This is a genomic window from Halobacillus aidingensis, assembly GCF_900104185.1.
GTDB lineage: Bacteria > Bacillota > Bacilli > Bacillales > Halobacillaceae > Halobacillus > Halobacillus aidingensis.
Genome location: NZ_FNIZ01000028.1, coordinates 25,138 through 48,693, shown reverse-complemented (window position 1 = coordinate 48,693; position 23,556 = coordinate 25,138). Strand labels below are relative to the sequence as shown.

The 23,556-nt window shown below is 44.5% G+C and carries 23 protein-coding genes, 1 pseudogene and 2 riboswitches; of the genes and pseudogenes, 3 read left to right on the top strand and 21 right to left on the bottom strand.

Going from position 1 to position 23,556, the window contains the following annotated elements; all coding sequences use genetic code 11:
* Window positions 1-342, top strand: a pseudogene (locus BLS23_RS22090) (transposase); the annotation flags it as partial.
* On the opposite strand, the gene BLS23_RS22280 reads toward BLS23_RS22090, so the two are convergent.
* The 11 genes from BLS23_RS22280 to BLS23_RS19335 all read right to left on the bottom strand — a co-directional run bounded on the left by BLS23_RS22280 (window position 306) and on the right by BLS23_RS19335 (window position 11,012).
* A complete protein-coding gene (locus tag BLS23_RS22280; protein WP_115893455.1) occupies window positions 306-692 on the bottom strand; it encodes a YuzC family spore coat inner layer protein in 387 nt (128 codons plus the stop codon). The pseudogene BLS23_RS22090 and the gene BLS23_RS22280 sit on opposite strands and share 37 nt — an antisense overlap.
* A 753-nt stretch (window positions 693-1,445) precedes the next feature.
* Window positions 1,446-1,895, bottom strand: coding sequence for an Hsp20/alpha crystallin family protein (locus BLS23_RS19380; protein ID WP_089654659.1), 450 nt, complete (start codon window positions 1,893-1,895; stop codon window positions 1,446-1,448).
* Between the two features lie 73 nt (window positions 1,896-1,968).
* On the bottom strand, window positions 1,969-3,681 hold the full coding sequence (cysI, locus tag BLS23_RS19375) for an assimilatory sulfite reductase (NADPH) hemoprotein subunit (protein ID WP_089654658.1): 1,713 nt from the start codon (window positions 3,679-3,681) through the stop codon (window positions 1,969-1,971).
* Between the two features lie 24 nt (window positions 3,682-3,705).
* Window positions 3,706-5,502, bottom strand: coding sequence for an assimilatory sulfite reductase (NADPH) flavoprotein subunit (locus BLS23_RS19370; RefSeq protein WP_089654657.1), 1,797 nt, complete (start codon window positions 5,500-5,502; stop codon window positions 3,706-3,708).
* Between the two features lie 23 nt (window positions 5,503-5,525).
* Window positions 5,526-6,338, bottom strand: coding sequence for a uroporphyrinogen-III synthase (locus BLS23_RS19365; protein WP_089654656.1), 813 nt, complete (start codon window positions 6,336-6,338; stop codon window positions 5,526-5,528).
* Window positions 6,326-6,952: an NAD(P)-binding protein gene (locus tag BLS23_RS19360; RefSeq protein WP_089654655.1), complete on the bottom strand. Its 627-nt coding sequence runs from the start codon at window positions 6,950-6,952 to the stop codon at window positions 6,326-6,328. The genes BLS23_RS19365 and BLS23_RS19360 overlap by 13 nt, the downstream gene beginning before the upstream one ends.
* Complete coding sequence (locus tag BLS23_RS19355) at window positions 6,949-7,707, bottom strand: sirohydrochlorin chelatase (protein ID WP_089654654.1); 759 nt, start codon at window positions 7,705-7,707, stop codon at window positions 6,949-6,951. The genes BLS23_RS19360 and BLS23_RS19355 overlap by 4 nt, the downstream gene beginning before the upstream one ends.
* A gap of 16 nt (window positions 7,708-7,723) precedes the next feature.
* Window positions 7,724-8,500, bottom strand: a complete 777-nt coding sequence (gene cobA / locus BLS23_RS19350; RefSeq protein WP_089654653.1) for a uroporphyrinogen-III C-methyltransferase — start codon at window positions 8,498-8,500, stop codon at window positions 7,724-7,726.
* Between the two features lie 16 nt (window positions 8,501-8,516).
* Complete coding sequence (cysC, locus tag BLS23_RS19345; protein ID WP_089654652.1) at window positions 8,517-9,110, bottom strand: adenylyl-sulfate kinase; 594 nt, start codon at window positions 9,108-9,110, stop codon at window positions 8,517-8,519.
* A 5-nt stretch (window positions 9,111-9,115) separates the two neighbouring features.
* Complete coding sequence (sat, locus tag BLS23_RS19340) at window positions 9,116-10,264, bottom strand: sulfate adenylyltransferase (protein ID WP_089654651.1); 1,149 nt, start codon at window positions 10,262-10,264, stop codon at window positions 9,116-9,118.
* Between the two features lie 13 nt (window positions 10,265-10,277).
* Window positions 10,278-11,012 carry a phosphoadenylyl-sulfate reductase gene (locus BLS23_RS19335; RefSeq protein ID WP_089654650.1) on the bottom strand — a complete coding sequence of 245 codons (735 nt, stop codon included), beginning with the start codon at window positions 11,010-11,012 and terminating at the stop codon, window positions 10,278-10,280.
* A gap of 82 nt (window positions 11,013-11,094) precedes the next feature.
* Window positions 11,095-11,209: riboswitch (SAM riboswitch) on the bottom strand.
* A gap of 169 nt (window positions 11,210-11,378) precedes the next feature.
* Window positions 11,379-11,476, top strand: a riboswitch (SAM riboswitch).
* 129 nt (window positions 11,477-11,605) lie between these two features.
* Here BLS23_RS19335 and BLS23_RS19330 point away from each other — a divergent pair.
* Complete coding sequence (locus tag BLS23_RS19330; protein ID WP_089654649.1) at window positions 11,606-12,487, top strand: sulfite exporter TauE/SafE family protein; 882 nt, start codon at window positions 11,606-11,608, stop codon at window positions 12,485-12,487.
* A gap of 37 nt (window positions 12,488-12,524) precedes the next feature.
* Here BLS23_RS19330 and BLS23_RS19325 read toward each other — a convergent pair whose 3' ends face one another.
* Together BLS23_RS19325 and BLS23_RS19320 are read right to left on the bottom strand one after the other, a co-directional pair.
* Window positions 12,525-14,192 (bottom strand): DAK2 domain-containing protein, encoded by a 1,668-nt coding sequence (locus BLS23_RS19325; protein ID WP_089654648.1) that lies wholly within the window; start codon window positions 14,190-14,192, stop codon window positions 12,525-12,527.
* 31 nt (window positions 14,193-14,223) lie between these two features.
* Window positions 14,224-14,586: an Asp23/Gls24 family envelope stress response protein gene (locus BLS23_RS19320; RefSeq protein ID WP_089654647.1), complete on the bottom strand. Its 363-nt coding sequence runs from the start codon at window positions 14,584-14,586 to the stop codon at window positions 14,224-14,226.
* 242 nt (window positions 14,587-14,828) lie between these two features.
* On the opposite strand from BLS23_RS19320, the gene rpmB reads away from it, so the two are divergent.
* A complete protein-coding gene (gene rpmB, locus BLS23_RS19315; protein ID WP_035505437.1) occupies window positions 14,829-15,017 on the top strand; it encodes a 50S ribosomal protein L28 in 189 nt (62 codons plus the stop codon).
* A gap of 147 nt (window positions 15,018-15,164) precedes the next feature.
* Here rpmB and spoVM read toward each other — a convergent pair whose 3' ends face one another.
* The 8 genes from spoVM to fmt all read right to left on the bottom strand — a co-directional run bounded on the left by spoVM (window position 15,165) and on the right by fmt (window position 23,537).
* A complete protein-coding gene (gene spoVM / locus BLS23_RS19310) occupies window positions 15,165-15,245 on the bottom strand; it encodes a stage V sporulation protein SpoVM (RefSeq protein WP_035505439.1) in 81 nt (26 codons plus the stop codon).
* Window positions 15,246-15,293: 48 nt separating this feature from the next.
* On the bottom strand, window positions 15,294-15,947 hold the full coding sequence (locus tag BLS23_RS19305; RefSeq protein WP_089654661.1) for a thiamine diphosphokinase: 654 nt from the start codon (window positions 15,945-15,947) through the stop codon (window positions 15,294-15,296).
* 790 nt (window positions 15,948-16,737) lie between these two features.
* On the bottom strand, window positions 16,738-17,391 hold the full coding sequence (gene rpe, locus BLS23_RS19295; RefSeq protein WP_089654645.1) for a ribulose-phosphate 3-epimerase: 654 nt from the start codon (window positions 17,389-17,391) through the stop codon (window positions 16,738-16,740).
* Between the two features lie 2 nt (window positions 17,392-17,393).
* Window positions 17,394-18,275 (bottom strand): ribosome small subunit-dependent GTPase A, encoded by an 882-nt coding sequence (gene rsgA, locus BLS23_RS19290; RefSeq protein WP_089654644.1) that lies wholly within the window; start codon window positions 18,273-18,275, stop codon window positions 17,394-17,396.
* Window positions 18,276-18,286: 11 nt separating this feature from the next.
* Complete coding sequence (pknB, locus tag BLS23_RS19285) at window positions 18,287-20,356, bottom strand: Stk1 family PASTA domain-containing Ser/Thr kinase (RefSeq protein ID WP_089654643.1); 2,070 nt, start codon at window positions 20,354-20,356, stop codon at window positions 18,287-18,289.
* Complete coding sequence (locus tag BLS23_RS19280) at window positions 20,356-21,117, bottom strand: Stp1/IreP family PP2C-type Ser/Thr phosphatase (protein ID WP_089654660.1); 762 nt, start codon at window positions 21,115-21,117, stop codon at window positions 20,356-20,358. The genes pknB and BLS23_RS19280 overlap by 1 nt, the downstream gene beginning before the upstream one ends.
* Before the next feature lie 133 nt (window positions 21,118-21,250).
* Window positions 21,251-22,597: a 16S rRNA (cytosine(967)-C(5))-methyltransferase RsmB gene (rsmB, locus tag BLS23_RS19275; RefSeq protein ID WP_089654642.1), complete on the bottom strand. Its 1,347-nt coding sequence runs from the start codon at window positions 22,595-22,597 to the stop codon at window positions 21,251-21,253.
* A complete protein-coding gene (gene fmt, locus BLS23_RS19270) occupies window positions 22,590-23,537 on the bottom strand; it encodes a methionyl-tRNA formyltransferase (protein ID WP_089654641.1) in 948 nt (315 codons plus the stop codon). The genes rsmB and fmt overlap by 8 nt, the downstream gene beginning before the upstream one ends.
* Window positions 23,538-23,556 lie beyond the last annotated feature (19 nt).

Sequence of the window (23,556 nt, the reverse complement as noted above, 5' to 3'; positions counted from 1 at the left end):
GAAGGAGAAGCTTTCAGACGAGAAAACGGGTGAAATCTACGGAAAACGTAAGGTAGACGTAGAGCCAGTTTTTGGATTTTTGAAGGCTAATTTGCGTTTCACTCGAATGTCCGTGAGGGGCAAAGAGTGTGTGGAAAATGAATTAGGATTTGCCTTCCTGGCCGTGAACTTGAGAAAGTACACGGCCAGAAACGGAAACCGTCTAACCAATGATAAGATAAACTCAGTAAAAAAGGGTTCCGGTCATCAAAATTCGATGACCGGGACCCTTTTTTACGTTTTCGACTGGTTATGTCCCAGCCTCTTTATTGTATCCTCCATCGTAAAACAATGGTTAACTGACAGCATTCTACTTGTTGATTGCTTGCAGACAAATGGATTTTCATTCGGTCTGGATTATAATCTGCTTGAAAGGGGGACTCTACACCAGAACTTCGAATCAAGGAGTCTACTTTCGATTGATCTGATTCCTGAGCAGCCCCCATCACATCATTGGCAAAATCATGTGAATTGCTGATTTTTCCTACTACTTTTCTGGCATCATCCATCAACTTTTCCATCTCTGAGGCAGACTGGACAAACATGTCCTCATCAACTTCTGGATACAAGCGAATGTCCCGATGGTGAGGGTAATGGTGGTAAACATTATGGTATACGACAGGGACATAGCACGGAACCCACACGACATACATACAAAAACCCCCCGGGTCCTTGAGAACATTTCCTCCCTTTTTTTGAACCATTATTAAATATATGTACCCTACAAAAATTCAGAAGCCTCAAAATCCTCCCTCCTTCTTCCTGAAAAGCTCCCGATTGTGGAAGACTCAGTTTCGAGACGTTTGTTGAGTGGATTTGGGGCTGCGGGGAATGGCTCGCTTTCCGCGGGAGCGCGGTGAGCCTCCTCGGACTGCGTCCTGTGGGGTCTCACCAAGCACTTTTTTCCCGCAGGAGTCTCCCCATCCCCCTCCGCCCCTTTATCAAATAAGTGTCTCGAAACCACTTCCGGTATAGGATGTTTTTACTGACAAGGGAAGTAGAGCTATATGAATTTCCATAACCGCTATTTTGGATAAAAAGCTTGCTATAGAGCGCTTAATTACTATAAATCAGGAGTTGTGAAAGACATTCATCCTCGGGAAAGGGGTTCGTTTCACATATGCATCGAATGGGGTGGTTGGGAAGCTGCGAGACTCCCGTGGGAGAAGGAGATAGGCGAGATCCCGCAGGGCGGTAGCCCGAGGAAGCTCGTCGCTCCCCCACAGGAAAGCGAGTTGCTTCCCAGCCACCCCTGACGCTCAACATGGCAAACGAACCCTGAAACACCTCAAAATCGTGTCCTTTACAATCCTTCCATTTAGCTTTAAAACGACATAACAATGGATAAAAAAATCATCAAAAAAGCGTCCAGGGTATTCTGGACGCTTTTTGGTGTGAGGACAGGATTATTGATCATCCACGTCTATGACCTTAATGGAAGAGTTATGCTTTGGAAATACAATCGTAAGAACGCCACCTTTAAAGGATGCACTGCTTGCTGTATCAGCAACGGCAAAAGGAAGAGTGATCATGCGTTCTCTTTGACTAAATGAATGAGAACGGTTGTAATAATGAGCATCTTCATTTTTCACTTCTCGAAGTTGTCGTTCATCCACGCGGATTCGAAGCTGGTTCCCAGAGCGATCAATGCGTATTTGCTCACGCGTCACATTAGGAAGATAGGCTTCCACGGTGACGTCCCGTTCTGTTTCAAACACTTCAACAGGAATGGCCGTTTGTTGAAAGAAATCCTGAACATGTTTGATAGATTCATCAAAGAATGAATCGAACGCTTTGACGATGTCACGAAAGCGTTGATCGAACAAATCCGGCAATTGTTTCTGTTTGTCATCCATACCTTTGCACCTCTTTTTGCATAAAGTCTGCCCTACACTTTATGCATGGCGCTTCATATGGTGAAAATTTTATTTATGAATGAAAGTCTTGACCTGAAGTTACCGGTTGGATGTACCCTTTACGTATGACAAAATCTCCAAACCTTTCATTATCTTCCCGCTGCTTCGCATAATGGACAAGTAAGGGCCTTAACTCTTCTAAGATTTCTCTTTCTCCGATATTTTCACGATAGAGTTTATTCAACCTGTCCCCCGCAAACCCAGCTCCCAGATAAAGGTTATATTTACCAGGGGCTTTACCTATAAAACCTATCTCCCCAAGCGCTGGGCGTGAACATCCATTTGGACAACCTGACATTCTTATAATAATTTCTTCATTTCTCAAGCCCACTTCATCCAGGACGTCTTCTATTTGATCAATGAGTGAAGGCAGATATCTTTCCGATTCAGCCATGGCAAGCCCACAGGTAGGCATAGCAACACAGGCCATGGAATTCCTTCTTAAGGCCGAGTTTTGCTTTCCTTCCGATAATCCGTATTCTTCAATAATCGCTTCGATTTCTCGTTTGTTCTCTTCCTTTATGTTGGAAAGCGTAACGTTTTGATTAGGGGTCAGTCTAAACTCTCCAAGTCCAAGCTCGGCAATCTTTCGTATTCCTTCTTTTAATAGATAGGATTCTTCATCTTTTATTCGTCCATTTTGAATAAAAAACGTATGATGCCATTCCCCGTCTTCTCCCTTCAACCATCCGTATCGGTCTCCGTTATTCGTGAAGTGATAGGGTTTTGCCTCTGCCAGCTCCCAACCTGTTCTCCGGTTCAATTCTTCACGGATCCAATCCAGACCAAGTCGATCAACAGTGTATTTGAAACGGGCATTTTTCCGGTTTGAACGGTTACCGTAATCGCGCTGAATCGTCAGGATTTTTTCAGCCACATCTTTCCCTTTTTCTTTCGGGCAAAAACCGATGACACGGCCTAATTGAGGGTATGTGGTCTCATCCCCGTGAGTCATACCCATTCCACCGCCAACCACTACATTAAAACCGGTCAGCTCTCCTCCTTCTTCAACAGCTATGAAACCAAGGTCCTGTGAGAATACGTCCACATCATTGGAAGGAGGAACAGCGACACCGATTTTAAATTTCCGCGGCAGGTAGTGGGAACCATAGATCGGCTCTTCTTCCTTTTTTCCATCTGTAATTTTTTCTTCATCAAGCCAAATCTCATGGTAAGCTCTGGTCTTAGGAAGCAAGTGTTCACTGATTTGTTGAGCAAAATGATAGACTTCTGCATGATAGGCAGACTGATCCGGATTTACGTTAGCCATAACATTACGATTGACATCCCCGCAAGCAGCAATGGAGTCCAACAAAGCTTCATTCATTGCTTGTATGCTGTTTTTCATATTCCACTTCAATATCCCGTGAAGTTGGAAGGTCTGTCTTGTTGTAAGCTTCATGGTTCCGTTTCCATATTCATCCGCTAACGAATCCATCGTCAGCCATTGCTCTGGTGTCGCCACTCCACCAGGGAGGCGTACACGGACCATGAATTGATAAGCAGGTTCCAGCTTCTGCTTTTTACGTTCGTTCCTCAAATCACGATCGTCCTGCATGTAACTTCCATGAAATTTCAATAATTTCGTATCATCTTCTTTAATACTCGCGCTGATCGGGTCTTGAAAACTATCTACGAGGGTGCCTCTTAAGAAACGACTTTCCTCTTTGATTCTCTCCATATCATCCGGGGGACCTTCAGGCCTTAGGGTTTTATTTTCAGACACTAGACGTTCTCTCCCTTCTCTTTTTTAATAAACGTCTCTTTGGTAACGTTTCGCTTTTCTCATCTCTTTCAAATATTCTTCTGCTTCCGCTTCGGTATAGCTTCCTTCTTCTTTTATGATTTGTAAGATCGTGTTGTGGACATCTTTAGCCATATGTTTCTCATCCCCACATACATATACATAAGCACCAGAGGTTAACCACTGGTAAAATTCTTTCCTGTTCTCAAGCAAGCGATGCTGGACATACACTTTTTCTGATGTATCGCGGGAGAAAGCGACATCCATTTTGGTTAAGACCCCTTCTTTTAACCACTGCTGCCATTCCACTTGATATAGGAAATCCGTGACAAAATGCTGTTCACCGAAGAAAAGCCATGAGCTGCCCTGCGCCTCACTTTCTTCTCTCTCTTCAAGGAATGACCGGTATGGGGCAACCCCTGTGCCTGCTCCGATCATGATAATCGGGATAGAAGGGTCATCCGGCAGTTTGAAATTGTTGTTTTTCTGCACAAAAACAGAAAGATGATCTCCCACTTCCGTCCTTTCTGCACATTGCCCAGAGCAGACCCCCGTGCGTTTCCGACCATTTGAATCGTATCTTACTGTCCCGATGGTCAGGTGTACTTCATCAGGGTTTCCTTTCAAACTGCTTGCAATGGAATACAGCCTTGCAGGTATTTTCCTTAAGGCACTGACAAATTCTTCGGCTCCCGCTTTCCACGGTCCATAGTCTCTCACGACATCGAGCAGATCCCTTCCGTAAATGTAAGCATTCATCTTTTCTTTCGATGACACCAGTTGTTGGAATGCTTCCTGATCAGTCAGGGGTGCTAATTTCTCCAGTAAAGGAGTTGTCAATGAAGTAATCTCGTAGTGGGAAATTAAAGCTTCCCGTAAAGCTCGGAGTTCCCCGTCTTTGTTCACGATGACCGATAAGTCTGGGTCCCAATCCATTTCTTCAATCAGCTCATCTACAAGGGCTTCTTCATTTTTCGGATAAATCCCGAGACTATCGCCAGGTTCGTAGGTGAAGTTCGACCCCTCAAGGTCCAGTTCCAAATGGCGGGTCTCTTTATTCGATCCACGTCCGTTCAGATTGATATTCTCCAAGACTTCTGCTTGAAAAGGGTTTTTCTTCGAGTAAATCGGCCGATCGGTAACGGAGGAGACTTTTTCAATCGTTTGTGAGATCTGCCCCTGGGTGTCCCCTAATTGATCAAATACACCATGCCACCATGATTCAGCATCCTCTTCAAAATCCAGGTCACAATCGACACGTGGATGGATACGCTCTGCACCAAGTTCGTGCAGCCGTTCATCAATTTCTTTTCCTGTCTGACAAAAAAACTCATAAGAGCTGTCCCCCAGTGCAAGGACCGAATATCGGATTCCGTCTAACTTCGGCGCCCGTTTACTGAAAAGGAAATCATAAAAGGATAGGGCATTATCCGGTGGATCTCCATCTCCATGTGTGCTCGTTAATATCAATAAATCCTGCTCATTTTTTAAGTTTTTCGGCTTATATTCATCCATATCCAAGTAACGAGCTTCAAAGCCCTTTTCTTTTAATTGGTTCGCATATTCTTCTGCAAGCCCCTCGCAGTTTCCTGTATGAGATCCATACAACAGGGTCACTTGCCGAGCTGCCGTTGAGTTTCCTTCTCCCTCGTGATCTTTTGTCGTATGGGAAGAAGGGCTTTGGACGGCCGCCAAATAACCGCTCAGCCATATTTTCTGTCGATCATCCATTGTCACAAGCAAACGGTTCAATTGGTCCGTTTGTTCTTGATCAAAAGGGCTGTTCTTGACTTCAAGATTCAATAATGACACCTCCATATTGGTAGCTAGTGATTCAACAATTGTCGTTGAAAATACCGATCAAGCTCTACAATCATCGCCCCCATTTTCGGACGTTCAGGTTGAACAATTGAAGAAATCCCATTGTCACGCAAAGCTTGGGCTGTTACTTTTCCAACAGCTGTCGCCTGGACATGATGATTAAAAGCCTCTACAACACCTTTCATCCTAGCGGGATGGTGAAATAAATTTTTCACCTGCGTTTTACTTGTGAATACCACCGCATCCAGTTGAGCGTTTAAGATGGAATGTGTCAAGCTTTCAACGACATCAGGGTCTGGAGGCAGGAACTTGTAAGGATTTGCCCCATATACCCTGTATCCTTTATCTACTAGTTTTCTTTTCAAAAGTTCTTCATCTTCATTGTATGTCTGAAGAAAAACCTGATTGTTTTCCTCTTTATCTACGATGGGAAGCTGATTTAATAGATCTTCCATCGTTCCATCTGCAGAAATCATATCAGGGGCCAAATCATTCTCCTTTAACCAATCCATCGTTTTCGACCCTCGAATGGCAAGAGACTCTTTTTTCAACTTCTGAAGAAACGGGCCGTCCAGATCTTCTTTCCTTGCCGCATCACCAAGGGTCCGGGCACCAATTCCTGTCGTTAAAATGACCTGGATGAACGATTGTTGAAGGTAATCTTCCACATGGCGGTGAGAGGCCTTCTCATCCAGCAGCTGCTGCCCTTGCAATGGAAAAACAACCGGTTCTCCTCCCATGTTTGTAATTAATTTTTCAATCGCATCCGAACGGCGGTCTGCCGCAATGCCTACCTTTTTTCTTTTTAATCCTGACAAATGGTTCCTCCCCCTTTGTTATGTATTTCATCCTTCATGACCCATTGTTTTTCCTGTTCTAAATAAGAGGGATCAAGCATTCTTTCCAAGTAATGATCTTTTTCCGTCCCGGATAAAGGAGAGGCCTTCAGCATATGCCTGCATTCATATAAAAAATCGACATATGCTTCATAAGCCGGTGGGAACTGTTTTTCCCATTCTTCACGCAACCGGCTGGCGAGCTTAGGGCTTGCTCCTTGAGTCGTCACAGATAAGTTTAATTTTCCTCTGGAAAGTTGTGCAGGGATTTGAAGGTTTCCACCCGTTCCTCCATCCGCTCTGTTCACAAGAGGGACACCGTTTGCGAGCCTTGCGATGCTGTCGTTTGTATCACCATCATCTGTCGCGATCACTAAAAGGAAAACATCTCTTACATCACTCGCTTCAAAACTGCGGTTCAACCAGCGAATCTCCCCTGCCTCTGCCCTTTGTTTCAGCTCGTTGGTTACTGTAGGACTAACGACTGTCACTCTTGCTTTTTCTTCCTGCAACACTCGCACCCTTTTCGAAGCTACTTTTCCTCCCCCAACGACCACGACAGGCTGGCGGGCTAGATCAACGGAAAGCGAAATCATTTCACACCTTCCTCCTTTTCCACCCCTTTGTTTAACGCTTGATTCACTCGGTCCACAAGGGATTGAACCATATTTGGATGATCATTCAAATAAGAAGCAAGATCGACATGATGCCCTTCTCCTCTTGCTTTTTGAACGCTACTTTCCAAAGAATCATAGAGAAGGCCGGTAAACCACAAGTAAGGAACCACAATGGTTTTGGCATATTTGCGCAGCGATTCGTCAAACGCGTCCGTAAACCGAGGGGAAAGAGCAGCAAGATAGCATGTTTGGATATGCTGGATTCCACTCTTCTCTTTCAACACGCGTGCAATGTATTCGATGGATGTCTTTGTATCGGGATGTCGACTCCCTCTTCCCACAAGTAAAACATTGGTTGTATCATCCAGTTCGGCCGGCAGTTCTTTCAAGCGGTCTACCAGCACATCCGTGATTCGTTCCTGCACTCCAAGCGTTTGACCATAAGTGATTGAAAGATTTGGATAGATTGCTTTGGCTTTCTCGATCTCATTGGGAATATCCTTGAAATAATGCCCGGCACTTAAGAGCAGTACGGGGATGACGGCGATCTTATCTGCCCCTTTTTCTACAAGTTTACGAATGCCTTCCAGGACATCGGGATCTGCTAGTTCGAGAAAACAAATGTGATAGAGATCGACATCGATTTCCTTGTGAACACGGGTCAAAAAGTGGATGGCTTCGTCTTTGGCTTCCTTTTTTCTACTTCCATGACTGACATATAAAACAGCTTCCATATTACCCTCCCCACTTTCAGCCAACGCTTGACGCCACTACATTCACATCTTCTTCCAGCGAAGGCTCAAACCATTGCAGACGCTCTCTTAATTGGACAACATCACCTACGATAATCATCGCCGGATTCTCAATGCGTCTGGATTTTTCAACAATATCTTCTATTGTTCCTGTGACCGTTTTTTGTTCCTTTGTTGTGCCCCACTGCACCAGGGCTACGGGAGTATGAAGAGGTCTTCCGTGTTTCAAGAGTCGTTCACAAATGTCCGGTAATTTCTTAACTCCCATATAAATGCACAGGGTATCCATACTCTTGACGACCCGCTCCCAATAGGCGTCTTCATCGCTGTCTTTTTTATTGACCCCTGAAATGAAAGCGACGGAAGAACTATATTCCCGGTGGGTCACCGGGATGCCTGCATAGGCAGGCGCGGCAATTCCCGAAGTGATTCCCGGTACAATTTCATAGGAGATATTTCTTTTGGCGAGTTCTTCCGCTTCTTCTCCACCGCGCCCGAACACAAATGGGTCTCCTCCTTTCAAACGAGTCACCACTTTACCTTTCAGCGCATATTTGCACAGCAGATGATTGATGGTCGTTTGACTAAGGGCGTGATGATCCGGTCGTTTCCCGCAAAAAACAAGTTCCGCGTCTTCCTTCGCTTCATCCAGGAGCTCTTGGTTGATCAAGCGATCATAAAGAATCACGTCCGCTTTTTGGATCGCTTTTAACCCTTTGACAGTGATGAGCTCGTAATCTCCCGGCCCCGCACCCACAATATAAACGTTTGTCATTTTCCGGCCCCTTTCATTACACCCAATTTTTCTTTTGCAAAAGCTTCCACACTTGTTCTGCACAGCTTTCCACATCATGCGTTTTAGAATCGAGCACAAGTTCCGGTTTCGGCGGTGCTTCATATGGCGCATCAATACCTGTAAACCCTTTGATCTCCCCGTTTCTCGCTTTCTTATAAAGTCCTTTCGGATCACGGGTTTCACACTCTTCCACAGGACAGTCGACATGAATTTCAATAAAATCGCCCGCTTGAACAGAGGCCCTTACGAGATCCCGGTCTTTTTGATAAGGAGAAATAAATGCTGTTAAAACGATGGTTCCACTGTCTGCAAAAAGTTTCGCGACTTCACCGATTCGTCTGATGTTCTCCTCCCTGTCTTCTTCCGAAAATCCGAGGTCTGCGTTCAGTCCATGTCTCACATTGTCGCCATCGAGTAAATAGCTTTGGATGCCTTTTTCGTACAGCACCTTGTTCAATTGGTTGGCAATGCTTGATTTACCTGAGCCCGAGAGTCCTGTAAACCAGAGCACACCACTTTGGTGCCCATTTTTTCTACGATAATCTTCATTGCCAACGGATGTCTCATGCCAGGTAAGATTTTCACTCATTGTTTTCACCCCTTCTGTTCCACTGTTTCCTTCTGCATTCCTTCGATTAGTACGTCCACCACTTCAGGACGACTGAACGTTTTGGGTGGCTTTTCTCCTTTTCGCAAAAGCTCTCTCACTTTCGTCCCTGACAAGATCATGTGATGTTCTTTGTCGTGGGGGCAGGTTTTATGGGAAGCCATCGATTCGCAAGCGTTGCAATAAAAACTATGTTCAAAGAAAAGTGGCGTGATCCCAAGCTCCCCATCTTCATAATGGCTGAAGATTTTCTGCGCATCGTACGTACCATAATAATCCCCTACACCTGCATGATCGCGGCCGACTATGAAATGAGAGCAACCGAAATTCTTTCTGACGATTGCATGAAAGATCGCCTCCCTTGGACCTGCATACCGCATCGCTGCATTGAAAACGGCCAATGTGACTCTTTCTTTTGGATAGTATTGATCAAGAAGGACTTGATAGCTCTTCATTCGGACTTCACTGGGAATATCATCACTTTTTGTTTCACCCACCAGAGGATTTAAAAACAATCCATCCACCGTTTCCAGTGCAGCTTTCTGGATATATTCGTGAGCTCTATGGACAGGATTTCTTGTTTGGAAACCGACGACCTTTTTCCACCCGAGTTCTTGGAAATGCTCCCTCGATTGTTCTGGATCCAAATAAAAAGCTTTTCCATGTTCGTAAGGAGGTTTTTGAAAGACCTCAATTTCGCCTGCTACGTACCAATCTGGTCGGTTGTATAATTTGTTCACCCCAGGATGCTCAGGCTCTGTCGTTAAGTATACGTTTTGAGCTTCCTTTTCCTTATCCGGTTTAAATCGATCAGTTATCGTAATCGTTCCATATACAACCCCGTCTTTGACCAACTGCGCTTTCCTTCCAAGCGTCCGGGACTGTGACTCTGTGATTGGGAGCGTTATAGGAATACTCCATGGAGTGCCATCTTTCAACCTCATCGTATCGATAACAGATTCATAGTCGTCCTTGTTCATAAATCCTTTTAATGGACTATAAGCACCATTCGCAATCAAACCGACATCACTTAAGGCCATTGAATCAAGCTCGATGATATCTTCCGGCAGCTCCTCCGGTCTTTTTTCCTTCCATCTGTTTATAAGTTCTCCACCGTGCGGGGTTATGATTGACATACAAATTCCTCCTTCATGAATTTTCCTCTTCCAAAGGCTCCGCTGTGTGTAAACCACATTCGGATTTATTGAACCCTTTCCATCTTCCTGATCTCCCATCATCGGCTGCCTGAGCCGTACATGGAATGCATCCGACACTGGGATAATTCTGATCGTGCAATTCATTGTAATCCAACCTATTTAGTCGGATATATTGCCATACGTCTTCCCATGTCCAGTGAATCAACGGACATATTTTTATGGATTTGAATCTTTCATCCTTGTTGACGAAGTTTGTTTTTTGTCGGCTAGGGGATTGTTCACGCCTCAGCCCCGACAACCACGCTGTTTTCCCACTGAGGGCATCTTCGAGCGGTTTTATTTTACGGATGTAACAACATTGATCCGGCTTCCGTTTCCATAAGGCGGATCCGAATTGTTCTGCCTGTTCTTCCAGATTCATGTCAGGCTTCTTTATCGTTATGTTTAGTGCCGGATATCTCTTTCTTACTTTTTCAATAAGCTCATAGGTTTCTTGAAAATGAAGGTCTGTATCAAGAAAAACGACTTCGGCATCCGGCTGAGCCTTCGAAATCAAATCTATGAGAACGATACCTTCGGCTCCGAAACTACAGGCATACGCAATGTCCTTATACTGAGAATATGCCCAGCGAATGACTTCCGCTGCTCCTTTTGTATCGTCGCCCTTCGGTGGATCACCCTCAAATGGGTTTTCAAATGATTGATATGTGATGAGTGATGGTTTCATTTCCTCCTCCTTTCTTAAAAGCAAAAAAGCCTATCTTCACGATAAGAAGAAAGGCTTTTACAAATACATGTAAACTACATTCTCCCTATCTTCTCAAGCGTTCACCACTTGCTGGAATTGGCACAGTATCTGTATACATCATCAGACCCGTTGCCGAGGTTTCAAAGGGCCAGTCCCTCCACCTCTCTAGATAAGAAAAGGTATGAAATTTTTTGAAAAACAAGTTGATACAAATCTTATGCTCCTTTTCAACAGATGTCAATGTTTTTTTGAAAAATTATAATTTTTCTGCTTTTTTAATAAATATGTTTGACAAACAAATCCATGTCGGTTAGTTTTAGAATTATTCTAAAAATATTCATACGATCCTTATGAAGAGTCGGGGGAGGAACCTGGTCTGACGATCCCGCAGCAACCTTTAAGAAGGTGCTCATTCCAGCAGCCAGAAGGCTGAAAGATAAGGTGCGGATCACTCCCCCTTCTTTCAGACGGGGGAGTTTTTTTTTGATTATAAAACCAAGTAAATGCATAGGAATAATGAAAAATAAAAATACTTTACTATACATTGGACTTTTTAAAAGGAGTGGTACACTTTGCAAAAACTAACGATTTTCGCACTCATTGGGTTTGTTGCTCAACTGATGGACGGTGCACTCGGCATGGGGTTTGGGCTTAGCTCATCAACCATTCTCTTATCCTATGGACTTGCTCCTGCTGTAGCATCCGCTTCCATCCATATGTCTCAGATCGCCACCACGGCTGTTTCAGGCTTTTCCCACTATAAATTTGGCAATGTAGATAAACGCCTTGTCATGATTATCGCAGTTCCTGGAGCCATCAGTGCCTTTTTAGGTGCGGCATTTTTAAGCTATATATCAGGGGAATTCATTAGACCTTACATATCCATATTCCTACTCACACTAGGGATTTATATCATTTTTCGTTTCCTATACCTTTCGAAAAAAACACATACCAAAGAAAAGAAGTCTGTAAACAAACGTTTCCTCTTGCCACTTGGAATTGCCGGGGGTTTTTTGGATAGTGTCGGAGGGGGTGGATGGGGACCTGTGAATACACCTGCGCTTCTTTCTCAATCGGGGATCGCTCCAAGAAAAGTCATTGGAACAGTGGATACGAGCGAATTTCTGGTAACGATTTCAGCAACGGCAGGGTTTTTGATTTTTTTAGGGCATGACCAGTTCAGCTGGCTGCTCATTTCATCTTTCGTTATAGGCGGTGTTGTGGCGGCACCCATCGCCGCTTGGCTTGTCAAAACCCTCCCCTCTTCTGTTCTTGGAGTATTAGCCGGAGGTTTTATCATACTTACAAATACGAGGACTTTACTTTCTTCGATCCAAGTCAGTGATTCGATCTTAACGTTTGTGTACACTTGTCTGCTATCCGGCTATCTCTTGATTGTTGTTTTTTCTATTCGAAACCATCTTCGAGTCAAGGTGGTTCGAAAACAAGCATAAAAGAAACGCAGCCCCAAGAGCTGCGTTCCTGCACGTTTTATTCGATTGAAAAGATATAGGAGTAAATCGGCTGTCCACCATTGTGGATTTCCACTTCTAGATCTTCATACGTTTCTTCTATGAATGATTCAAGTTCTGCTACATCTTTTTCGTCGACTTCTTCACCTGTCAAGATGGTCAGAATTTCATCTTCATCTTCGTCAATCATTTGGTTCAACAACGTTTTAGCAGTCGTCAATGCATCTTGATCTGTGGCGGAAATTTTGCCATCGGCGATTCCCATGAAATGGCCTTTGGAAATGTCCAACCCATCAATTTGTGTATCTCTGACGGCGTACGTAATTTGCCCTGTCTTCACTTCAGCCATGAGGCTCTGCATTTCCTCTTTATTCGCATCAAGATCCGCTTCTGGGTTGAACCCTAGAAGGGCGCTCATCCCTTGAGGAATCGTTTTCGATGGAATGACAGCCACCTCTACATCCGCTAATTCTGCCGCTTGTTCAGCAGCCATGACGATATTCTTGTTATTCGGCAAGACAAGCACTCGTTTTGCATGTGCTTCTTTAATCGCTTCCGAAAGATCTTGAGTACTCGGGTTCATGGTTTGTCCACCTTGGATAACAACAGTAGCTCCAAGACTTTCAAACAACTTCTTGATTCCGTCTCCCATGCTTACTGTCACGATTCCGTACTCTGCTTTTTCCTCTGACTTGGGCTTGGCTTTCTTTTTGTCACCAACGATCGACGTATGCTGCTCACGCATATTCTCAATCTTCATGTTGACAAGACTGCCGTATCTTTGCCCCAAGGTCATCGCTTCACCTGGATATTCCACGTGGACATGGACTTTGATCAAGTCTTCATCAGAAACGACAAGCAGAGAATCTCCCATTTCACTGAGCTCATTACGGAAGGCTTCTTCATCATATGGATGTTCAGCAAGTTTATCTTCTTCAAATTTGACCATGAATTCTGTGCAATAGCCAAATTCAATATCCTCTGTATTCATGAAATCCTGATTTAACTTGTGGTGTTCAGCGTTGACCATGTCATCCATCGATACTGTATCATCAAGATCAGGAACCTCTTCCCCTTTTAAGTTGGCTAGGAAACCTTCATAAATCGTGACAAGGCCCTGACCGCCACTATCCACGACCCCCACTTCCTTCAATACTGGAAGCAGTTCAGGCGTATGCTTCAATGATTTTTTCGCTGCTTGAACGACTCCTTCGATGAATGGAATGAAGTCATCTTCTTTTTCAGCAATCTCGGCAGATGCTTCGGCAGTCTCTCTTGCTACAGTAAGAATGGTTCCTTCCACAGGTTTCATGACGGCTTTATATGCTGTGGTGGCCCCGCCTTGAAGAGCGTCCGAAAAGTCTTTGGTTGTAATGACTTCTTTACCTTCAATCGCCTTTGAAAAACCACGGAAAATTTGGGAGAGAATAACACCTGAGTTACCACGCGCTCCCATTAAGAGACCTTTGGATAAAGATTGGGCCACTGTTCCTACATGATTCTGGTCCACATTCCGTACTTCTTCAGCTCCAGAAGTCATGGACAGATTCATATTCGTCCCCGTATCTCCATCCGGTACAGGGAAAACATTCAAAGCATCAATCATTTGTGAGTTCTGCTTTAAATGATGAGCTCCTTGCAAGATCATTTCGGCAAGCGTCTTGCCGTCTAACTTTTGTAACGTCACACTTACTTCCTCCTTTGACTACAACCGCGATCTATTCAGTTGTCACACGAACTCCCTGAATGAAAATATTCACAGAATCCACGGACAAACCAACTGTTTTGTTTAGTGTGTATTTTACTTGTGATTGGACATTATGAGCGACTTCGGAAATTTTCGTACCGTAGCTCACGATAATGTACATGTCTATATGGAGGCGATCTTCATCCTGTCTGACAACGACTCCTCTGGAAAAATTCTCTTTGCGGAGCATTTCAGATAAACCATCACGGATCTGATTTTTAGATGCCATCCCGACGATGCCGTAGCACTCGACAGCAGCTCCTCCAGCAATCGTTGAAATGACTTCATTGCTAATAGTAATATGACCATATTGGTTATTTAAATCAACAGACATAATAGATCCTCCTTTATAATCCTCATTAATCCTACCCTATTATAACACAAAAGTGTGAAATGAATTTCTGTTCAATGGTAAGAAAATGACCTGGATATCCCTACTATACTGTGTAACAATTCATAAGTTCTGTCAAGAAAAAATTCTTGATATAATTCTCACTAGATTATTGCAAACACGTATTCTATATGATAAAGTTACTAAGTATCTGATGATTTATGTATGTAACAGGAGGGATTTTCATGGCACGCAGAAGTGTTCTATCTGGTAAAGGTACACGTTCAGGTAACCACCGTTCACACGCGATGAACGCTAATAAACGTAAATTTAAAGCTAATGTTCAAAAAGTTCGCATCCTTGTGGATGGCAAGCCTCAAAAAGTTTACGTAACAGCACGTGAACTTAAGTCTGGCAAAGTACAACGCGTATAATTGCGGACACTGAGCTTATGAGCTCACAAAAAAAGCACCCTTCCCGGGTGCTTTTTTTATTTGTCTAAAGATAAGTAAACGGGCGCTTGTAATGCTCTCCGGAGCTCAGCCCATGTGTACCCCGGAGTTTTCCCTTTTGATTTGGTCCTAATCTTTTTTAAATGTACTTATGACTGCGCGCACTAAACCCCCGACGAACCTTGGGAGTTTGATGGTATAAAATTTCAAAAGAGCCCCCTCCTCCTATATGAACTAATGCGAACTCCCTTATTACCTTCAAGTAGGCAAGTCTGTACTTCTTATTACTAAGAGTATGCCTGACTCAAATGAAAAAGTACCTGTATCTTCAATCAGTCGATTTGAGATGCACAAGGTGGATCCAAATGGCAGGTAAGCTTGATCCAAAGGATAGTAGAACCCTTCGAGCGTAATTTTTGTCACTTCAAGCGTGACCGGCAAGAAAGAAACATATGGGTAAAATTCATCCGCTTCTATCTTATGCTCACCAGCAGAGACTAATTCCACTCGGTTTTGTCGATCGATGATTGTACTTTTTACATTCTCCTTCATTAGAGGGTACAGGAGTTGCATGTTCGCTTGAGAATGATCGATCCGACCACCGGTCACCCCGAATAATAGAATATGCCCCGGATGTAAGCGGAGTGCTTCATTTATGGCTAATTCCAAGTCCGTTTCATCTTTTTCATCTGGATAAACAAGGACTCGTTTGGATTTCTTTTTTATTTCAGCCAAGGACTGTTCCGACACGGAATCAAAATCTCCGATGGCAATATCAGGGTTCACTCCCTGCTCAACGAGGACCTCCGCCCCTTGATCGGCCCCGATCCAAATGCATTCTTCACATGCGTATGCTTTTACATCCGGTATGTAAGACTTCGGCCCACCACCAACAACAATAACTCTCTTCATATCCATAACATCCTTCCTGTGCCTTTCACCAAAAAATCAATCCTTTACTATTCACGATAAGCTCCCTATTATGGAAGACTCAGTTTCGATTTAACCGGGGTTCGTTTGCCGTATTTGGAGTCAGGGGTGGTTGGGAAGCCACTCGCTTTCCTGTGGGGGAGCGCCGAGCTTCCTCGGACTTTGTCCTGCGGGATCTCGCCTATCTCCTTCTCCCACGGGAGTCTCGCAGCTTCCCAACCACCCCATTCCATGTAAGGGAGAAACGAACCCCTATACCGAGAAGGAGTTTCTCCAACTCTTCCCTCCTAAGCAGGAATAAAGCGCTCTGTATCAAGCTTTTACGTTGTGAATGCCCGCTGTGGAGGGGGTTATATTATCCACTTCCCTCAATCATACAAGCTGATTTTTCTAGAAGTGGTTTCGAGAATCTTCCATGGCAAAGGGGCGGAGGGGAATGGGGAGACTCCTGTGGGAAAAAAGTGCATGGTGAGACCCCGCAGGACGCAGTCCGAGGAGGCTCAAGAGAACAGAGGAAGTTCGATTAAGTTCGGCACGTCCTATGCCAACATCGAACGACCCCACCTCGTGTTGGGCCCCACGGAAAGCGACTCATTCCCCGCAGCCCCCATCCACTCAACAAAAGTCTCGAAACTGAGTCTTAAAGAAACCTGCCATATTCTACAATAGGACGATTTCTCCTAAAGTAAAATGTAACTTATTTCTGTATTGGATGCCAATCAAACAAGGGAATGAAAAAGCCCAAAGGATAAGGATCCTTTGAGCTTTTTGGTCATTCTGACGATTGTCTGATTTCTTCAATCGCTTTTTTACGATCTTCTTGATTAAAGATGGCACTGCCGGCAACGAGGACATCAGCTCCAGCGGCTGTACAAAGTTTAGCCGTTTCTACTTTCACTCCGCCATCGATTTCAATCTCGAAGGATATTCCTTCTTCTTCCCGCCACTGGGAGATTTGTTCAATTTTCGGTACGACCGAATGGATGAACGATTGACCTCCGAACCCTGGGTTGACCGTCATTAAGAGGACAAGGTCAACATCTTGGAGAATCGGACGGATTGTTTCTGCTGGAGTAGCCGGGTTAATGACCACTCCTGCTTTTACTCCATGGCTCTTGATCAATTGAATCGTTCTATGGAGGTGAGGACATGCTTCCTGATGAACGGTGATGATATCAGATCCTGCTTTGGCAAAAGCTTCGATATATTGATCCGGATTTTCAATCATCAAATGGACATCAAGGGGCAAGTCGGTTACCGGGCGGATGTGGTCCACAATTAATGGACCGATTGTTATATTAGGAACAAAATGTCCATCCATGACGTCCACATGGATATAATCCGCTCCGCCACGTTCGACATCCTTGATTTCATCTCCAAGTTTCGAAAAATCAGAAGCTAGAATGGATGGTGCAATTTTAGTCATGTTTAATACCTCGGCTTTCTATTCTGTATTTCATTTAAAAATTGTAAGTAATGCTCGTACCGCTGATCGGAAATCTCCCCGTTCTCTACGGCTGATTTTACCGCGCACTTCGGTTCTTTATGGTGCAGACAACCCCGGAATTTACAATCATTCTGTACCTCTACGAACTCAGGGAAACACTCAGGCAGTTGATCAAGTTCCAATTCCCCGAATTCCAGTGAACTGAAGCCAGGAGTATCCGCCACAAGACCTTCCGCTATTTCATAAAGTTCTACGTGACGTGTCGTATGTTTCCCGCGGCCTAAACTTTCTGAGATTTCATCTGTATCAATGGAGAGTCTAGGGTCGATTGAATTGAGCAAGGACGATTTTCCGACGCCTGACTGGCCGGCGATCACCGTTGTACGGCCAGCCAGGTGAGATTGAATTTGGTCCATAGCTTCCGTATCGTCTACAGCAGATAAAATGACCGGATAGCCGATTTTTTCATACAGTGTTTTGTAGCTTTCCATCACTTCCATTTGTTGTTCATCCAGCTGATCCACCTTGGAGATGACGATAAAAGGCTCAATCCTCTTCTCTTCCACAAGGACGAGGAAGCGATCCAGTAATAAAGCATTGAAATTCGGGTGAACGGCAGAAGTGACGATTAACGCTTGATCGACATTCGAAATCGGAGGCCTTACCAACTCATTTTTTCTGTTTTCGATGGATAAGATATATCCTTCTTTCTTATTTTCCGCCTTGAATTCTACGAGATCACCAACCAAAGGAGTGACTTTCTTTTTACGGAAGTTTCCACGCCCCCGGCATTGGTAGACCTCTCCTTCACAAAGGACATAATAGAACCCGCTCAATGATTTAATAATTTTTCCTACTGGCATTTTTTCACCTCTTAATACGCTACTTCCACTTCTTCTTGATAGACTTCTCCATCTCTCATTACCCGGTAGGTCGCTACTTCTCCCGGTTCAATCGTTAAAGTGATTTCAAAAGTCTTCGTCTCTGTAATTGTTTCACTAATCACAGGTGTACTTCCGTCTCGATTTGCATCTTTCACATAAATCAATACTTCCTGACCCTCGGGCTCTGCCTGTTCGTCTTCTTGTTCGCCTTCTTGCTCGCCATCACCTTGTCCTTCTTCATCATTCGTTTCCGGTTCATACGGAACTTCAATAGAAACGGTTTCATCTCTAGGAGGTTTTGGCTCAGGTCCTTTAGAAATAACTAAGTTTACGGTAGATCCCTGCTCTACTTCCGTTGAAGCAGCTGGGTCCTGGCTGATTACAATTCCTTCTGGCACTTGTTCTGAGTATTGATAAGTGATATTAGATTCTAGGTTATTACTTTCCAAGGATCTCACTGCGAAACTTTCATTAGCACCAACTAATTCTGCCAAGTCTATCGTTTCTTCACCAGAGCTTACACGGAATGATACCGTTGTATCCTCTGGAATGACACTACTTCCTGCGCTTGGGCTCAGGTGTGCGATGATTTCGCCTTTCGGTACATCACTACTCGTTTCTTCGTATGAATCAACCTTCTCATAACCTTTTTCTTCCAACTCTTCTTTCACCCGATCGAAATCCTGTCCTGTATAATCCGGAAACTCTACTCTCTCTTTTCCATTGCTAATGTAAACTGTAACATTTGACTCTTCTTTTACCGTCATCCCTGCTTCAGGATCTGTTTCAATGACATCGCCCTCTTCCACATCATCAGAAAAACGTGTTTCTCTTGTCACAGTAAGGTTCAAGTCACTGAGTTCACTATAAGCCGTCTCGTACTCTTCCCCTGCAAGATCAGGTATCTCCACATCTGCAGGTTGAATGATACCAGGGATTGTGAATAATGCCACGAGTCCCCCGATCAATAACAATAGTATAACGGTAAGAATCCACGGCCATACTTTCCGCTTTTTCTTTGTCTTTTTCTCGGCAGTCGGTTGATCAGATGGAGCTGTTTCCTTATAGGTTTTTGTCGACGATGTCGGGGGTGGGCTGACAGGTTTGTGATCACTAGTATTGATAATCGTATCTTCATCAGGTGAATCGCCGTAGGCTTCATTCGTAATGACAGGGATCGCTTTGGTTTTTTCTTCATCCCCATCATCAGGTAATGTGAAAACCGGCTCATCCGCCCGGTAAGGTTCGAGAGAAGTTTCAATATCATGTTCCATTTCTAACACTGATTCATATCGATGAAACGGATCTTTGGCCGTCGATTTCAAAACGATATTTTCGACACTTTGAGGCAAGTCGGAATTCCATCTTTTCAAGGAAGGCGTTTCATGCTGAAGGTGTTTCAAGGCGATCGAGACTGGAGATTCTCCTGAAAAAGGGAGCCTCCCCGTCAGTAATTCGAAAAAAACAATGCCGAGTGAATATACATCGGATTTTTTTGTCGCCATTCCACCCCGCGCTTGTTCCGGCGATAGATAATGAACAGAACCGAGTACAGAATTGGTCTGAGTCAGCGCTGTCGCACTTAGGGCCATCGCAATTCCAAAATCCGTCACTTTCACATGACCGTAATGATCAATAAGAATATTCTGCGGTTTGATATCCCTATGAACGATTCCATTATCATGCGCATGAGCGATTGCTGATGCAATCTGTCTCATAATATCCACCGCTTCAGACACATCGACTGGACTATGTTGTTGAATATACTGCTTCAACGTCATTCCATCGACAAACTCCATCACCATAAAATAAATATCGTCTTCTTCTCCGACATCATAAATGTTAACGATATTAGGATGAGAGAGACTCGTAGCTGATTGGGCTTCTCTATGAAAGCGGGCAATAAACTCCTCATCATTTCCATGTTCCAGTCGTAATACTTTAATGGCAACATCCCTGTCTAGAATCGTGTCATGAGCAAGGTAGACATTCGCCATACCGCCGCCACCGATCATCTCTTGTACACGATAACGGTCATTAAGGAGACGGTTATTCAACATTATTCCGCACCTTCTTTCTGGTCGGAAGAAGGATGATGGTGCACGACTGCAAGCGTAATATTATCTTCCCCTCCACGTTCATTCGCAAGATCAATCATCTGCTGCGTAAACAATGACCATTCCCCTTCGAATGATTTCAATTCACTTAATTCTTCATCGCTCACCTTATTGGTTAATCCGTCTGTACATAGAAGAAGGCGGTCATTCTCTTCGAATTCCATCGTTTTCACATCTGCTGTCAAATCAAATTCTGTCCCAAGTGCTTTTAATAATACGTTTTTTCTAGGGTGATGCTCCGCCTGCTCTTCGGTAATCTGACCTGAACGGACAAGTTCGTTCACTAAGGAATGATCCTCAGTAATCACTTTGAAGCCATAGGCATTAGCAAAATAACAGCGGCTGTCTCCAATGTGCCCGACCGTTGCGAATTCTTTTGTACATAGTGCCACAACCACGGTTGTTCCCATCCCTGCACATTCTTCATGGTCATTGGCATAGGATTTGATTTCATTGTTCGCAGAGCGCACCGCTTCTTTAATCCATTTTTCAGCTTCATCAGGAGTCTCAATGAGCTTGGCTTCCTGCCATTTTTTATGTAAATGTGAGGTCGTCATTTGACTGGCTACATCCCCGGCCTGGTGTCCGCCCATTCCGTCGGCTACAATGGCGAGGACTTGGCCTGCATCGTTTTTGAAAACCCCGCCGGCATCCTCGTTATGAATTCTGACTTTCCCCTGATCTGTCTCGTAATAACCTATCATGGTCTCACCTGCCTCATATTTATAACTTCGATCAAACATGGGGGTTGATTCTTAGGTGGTGTTCCTCTTTTCGCCTTAATGGGAAGGAATCGGCTTTCCTTCCCAAGGCTTTATTTTCTATTTCTGTTATTTGTCACTTCTTTCGCAATCGGGTCAAGAAAAAGCCATCCGTATCCCATTCTTGAGGGAAAAGCTGAAGGCCTGTTTCGGAAAGACCCTGGGATTCTTTAAGAGCTGGTGGTAGCTCCTCGAAGAAGGATGGATCTACTTCAAAGTCCGAGTGCTCTTTTAAGAAATGCTGGACGGCTTCCTCATTTTCATGACGGTCGACCGTACAAGTACTATAGACGAGCTTTCCTCCAGGCTTTAGTAGTGGTGCAACTTCTCTCAATAGATCATCCTGAATGTTTCTTAGAGAGAAAATATCTTCTTCTTTTTTATGGTATTTAATATCCGGTTTTCCTCGTAAAACTCCAAGGCCGGAACAAGGAGCATCAAGTAAGATGCGGTCAAAGGCGCCAGGAGCATGTTTTTCTCCCAGCTTCCTGGAATCTGCCTGACTAGCGGTAATTGATGTGAGCTGCAACTGTTCGGCCTTTTTGCTCACGAGTTTCGCTTTTTTCTCATGCAAGTCATAGGCAACGACTTCCCCCTGGTCTTCCATCTTTTCAGCGATATGGGTGGTTTTACCTCCAGGAGCGCTGCAGGCATCCAGCACAGTCAGTTCCTTTTCAAGATCCATCATTTCCGCTACAAGCATGGAACTCTGGTCTTGAACGGTCACGTACCCCTCTTGGAAAAGGGGATGAGAGAGAATCGCCCCTTCAAGAACGAGGAAGCCTTGAGGAGATAGTGTGCTCTCCTCGACTTTGAAACCATCCTCTTGCAGCTGTTTCATCGCTTCTTCCCGAGAAATTCGAAGCGGCTGGACTCTCAGAGACATAGGAAGGTGCTGATTGTTTGCTTCACACATTGCTTTCGTCGTTTCAAATCCGTACTGATCGACCCAGCGGTTGACGAGCCATTGAGGATGACTGGTTTCAATCGCCATTCGCTCTACAGGATCTTCGATTTTATCTAGGCTCTGGACTCCTTTGCGCTGGACGTTCCGAAGCACGCCGTTCATGAATGAAGAAATCCCCTTATGTCCCCGTTTCTTTGAAATTTCAACGGCTTCATGGATGATCGCATGATCCGGTACTCTTTCAAGGAAAATCATCTGGTAAACAGACATATAAAGAAGCCAGCGTACCCATGGCTTTATTTTCTTCTGTTTGGCGATGTAAGGCTGGATGAAATAGTGGATCAAATCCCGCCGTTGGAGTGTTCCGTATACGATTTCAGTTAACAGGGCTCCATCTTGTCTGGAAAGCTTTTGTTTAGAAATCTCCCGGTCTAATAAAACGTGACTGAATCCGCCCTGCTCACCAATTCGAGTAAGAAGATCAAGGGCTGACTCTCTTAATGCATATTTAGTCATGCGCCTCACCCAGACGTTCTCCGACCTGTAAGGACTGACCAGCTCCATTAATAAACGCCTGCCCGTCCATCTTCTTCTTGCCGGAAGGTTGAAGGGAAACGACTTTCACAGTTTTGTTTCCACCCGTTGTGACAAGGAAGCCATCTTCTTCGATTTTGACCACTGTTCCAGGTGCTTCCTCAAACGTATCTTCCATTTTTTCAATCCACCAGACTTTCATCGGCTTGCCGTTCCAATAGGTATAAGCGACCGGCCATGGATGAAGTCCACGTACATGGTTATAGACTGTCTGTTGATCTTTGCTCCAGTCGATGAGCTCTTGCTCCCTTTTGATATTGGAAGCGAAAGTGACTTTGGACTCATCCTGCTCTACCGGGGTAATATCTCCGCTCAATAACTTCGGCAGTGTGTCCGCCAACAACTCCGCTCCTGCTACGGAAAGTTTATCATGCAGCGTCCCGACATGGTCCTCGTCTTCAATCGGGACGGTGACTTTTGAAAGCATTTCCCCTGCATCGAGACGTTTGACCATATACATGATGGTGACGCCTGTCTCTTTCTTCCCTTCGAGGATGCTGTAATGAATCGGTGCACCCCCTCTGAATTCAGGCAGTAAGGATGCATGGACATTGATACATCCGTGCTTAGGCTCCTGGAGTAGTGCTTCCGGTAAAATTTGACCGAAGGCAGCGGTTACGATCAAGTCGGGATCGTAAGCAAGAACTTCTTTATATTCGTCTTTGATTTTTTCTGGTTGAAATACAGGAATTCCGTGTTTTTCCGCCGCTACTTTGACAGGAGGAGGGGTCATTGTTTTTTTTCTGCCTTTCGGACGGTCCGGTTGAGTAATTACAAGGACAACCTCATACCCCTCTTCAATAATGCGGTCAAGGACAGGTACGGCGAAATCCGGTGTCCCCATGAATGCGATTCGTGTCATGACTTTGTTGCTCCCTTCT

Coding starts and splice junctions, on each gene's coding strand:
- BLS23_RS22280 (WP_115893455.1), bottom strand. CDS start 692: ATGTATGTCGTGTGGGTTCCGTGCTATGTCCCTGTCGTATACCATAAT.
- BLS23_RS19380 (WP_089654659.1), bottom strand. CDS start 1,895: ATGGATGACAAACAGAAACAATTGCCGGATTTGTTCGATCAACGCTTT.
- BLS23_RS19360 (WP_089654655.1), bottom strand. CDS start 6,952: ATGATTTCGCTTTCCGTTGATCTAGCCCGCCAGCCTGTCGTGGTCGTT.
- BLS23_RS19355 (WP_089654654.1), bottom strand. CDS start 7,707: ATGGAAGCTGTTTTATATGTCAGTCATGGAAGTAGAAAAAAGGAAGCC.
- cobA (WP_089654653.1), bottom strand. CDS start 8,500: ATGACAAACGTTTATATTGTGGGTGCGGGGCCGGGAGATTACGAGCTC.
- cysC (WP_089654652.1), bottom strand. CDS start 9,110: ATGAGTGAAAATCTTACCTGGCATGAGACATCCGTTGGCAATGAAGAT.
- sat (WP_089654651.1), bottom strand. CDS start 10,264: ATGTCAATCATAACCCCGCACGGTGGAGAACTTATAAACAGATGGAAG.
- BLS23_RS19335 (WP_089654650.1), bottom strand. CDS start 11,012: ATGAAACCATCACTCATCACATATCAATCATTTGAAAACCCATTTGAG.
- BLS23_RS19320 (WP_089654647.1), bottom strand. CDS start 14,586: ATGTCTGTTGATTTAAATAACCAATATGGTCATATTACTATTAGCAAT.
- rpmB (WP_035505437.1), top strand. CDS start 14,829: ATGGCACGCAGAAGTGTTCTATCTGGTAAAGGTACACGTTCAGGTAAC.
- BLS23_RS19305 (WP_089654661.1), bottom strand. CDS start 15,947: ATGAAGAGAGTTATTGTTGTTGGTGGTGGGCCGAAGTCTTACATACCG.
- rpe (WP_089654645.1), bottom strand. CDS start 17,391: ATGACTAAAATTGCACCATCCATTCTAGCTTCTGATTTTTCGAAACTT.
- rsgA (WP_089654644.1), bottom strand. CDS start 18,275: ATGCCAGTAGGAAAAATTATTAAATCATTGAGCGGGTTCTATTATGTC.
- pknB (WP_089654643.1), bottom strand. CDS start 20,356: ATGTTGAATAACCGTCTCCTTAATGACCGTTATCGTGTACAAGAGATG.
- BLS23_RS19280 (WP_089654660.1), bottom strand. CDS start 21,117: ATGATAGGTTATTACGAGACAGATCAGGGGAAAGTCAGAATTCATAAC.
- rsmB (WP_089654642.1), bottom strand. CDS start 22,597: ATGACTAAATATGCATTAAGAGAGTCAGCCCTTGATCTTCTTACTCGA.
- fmt (WP_089654641.1), bottom strand. CDS start 23,537: ATGACACGAATCGCATTCATGGGGACACCGGATTTCGCCGTACCTGTC.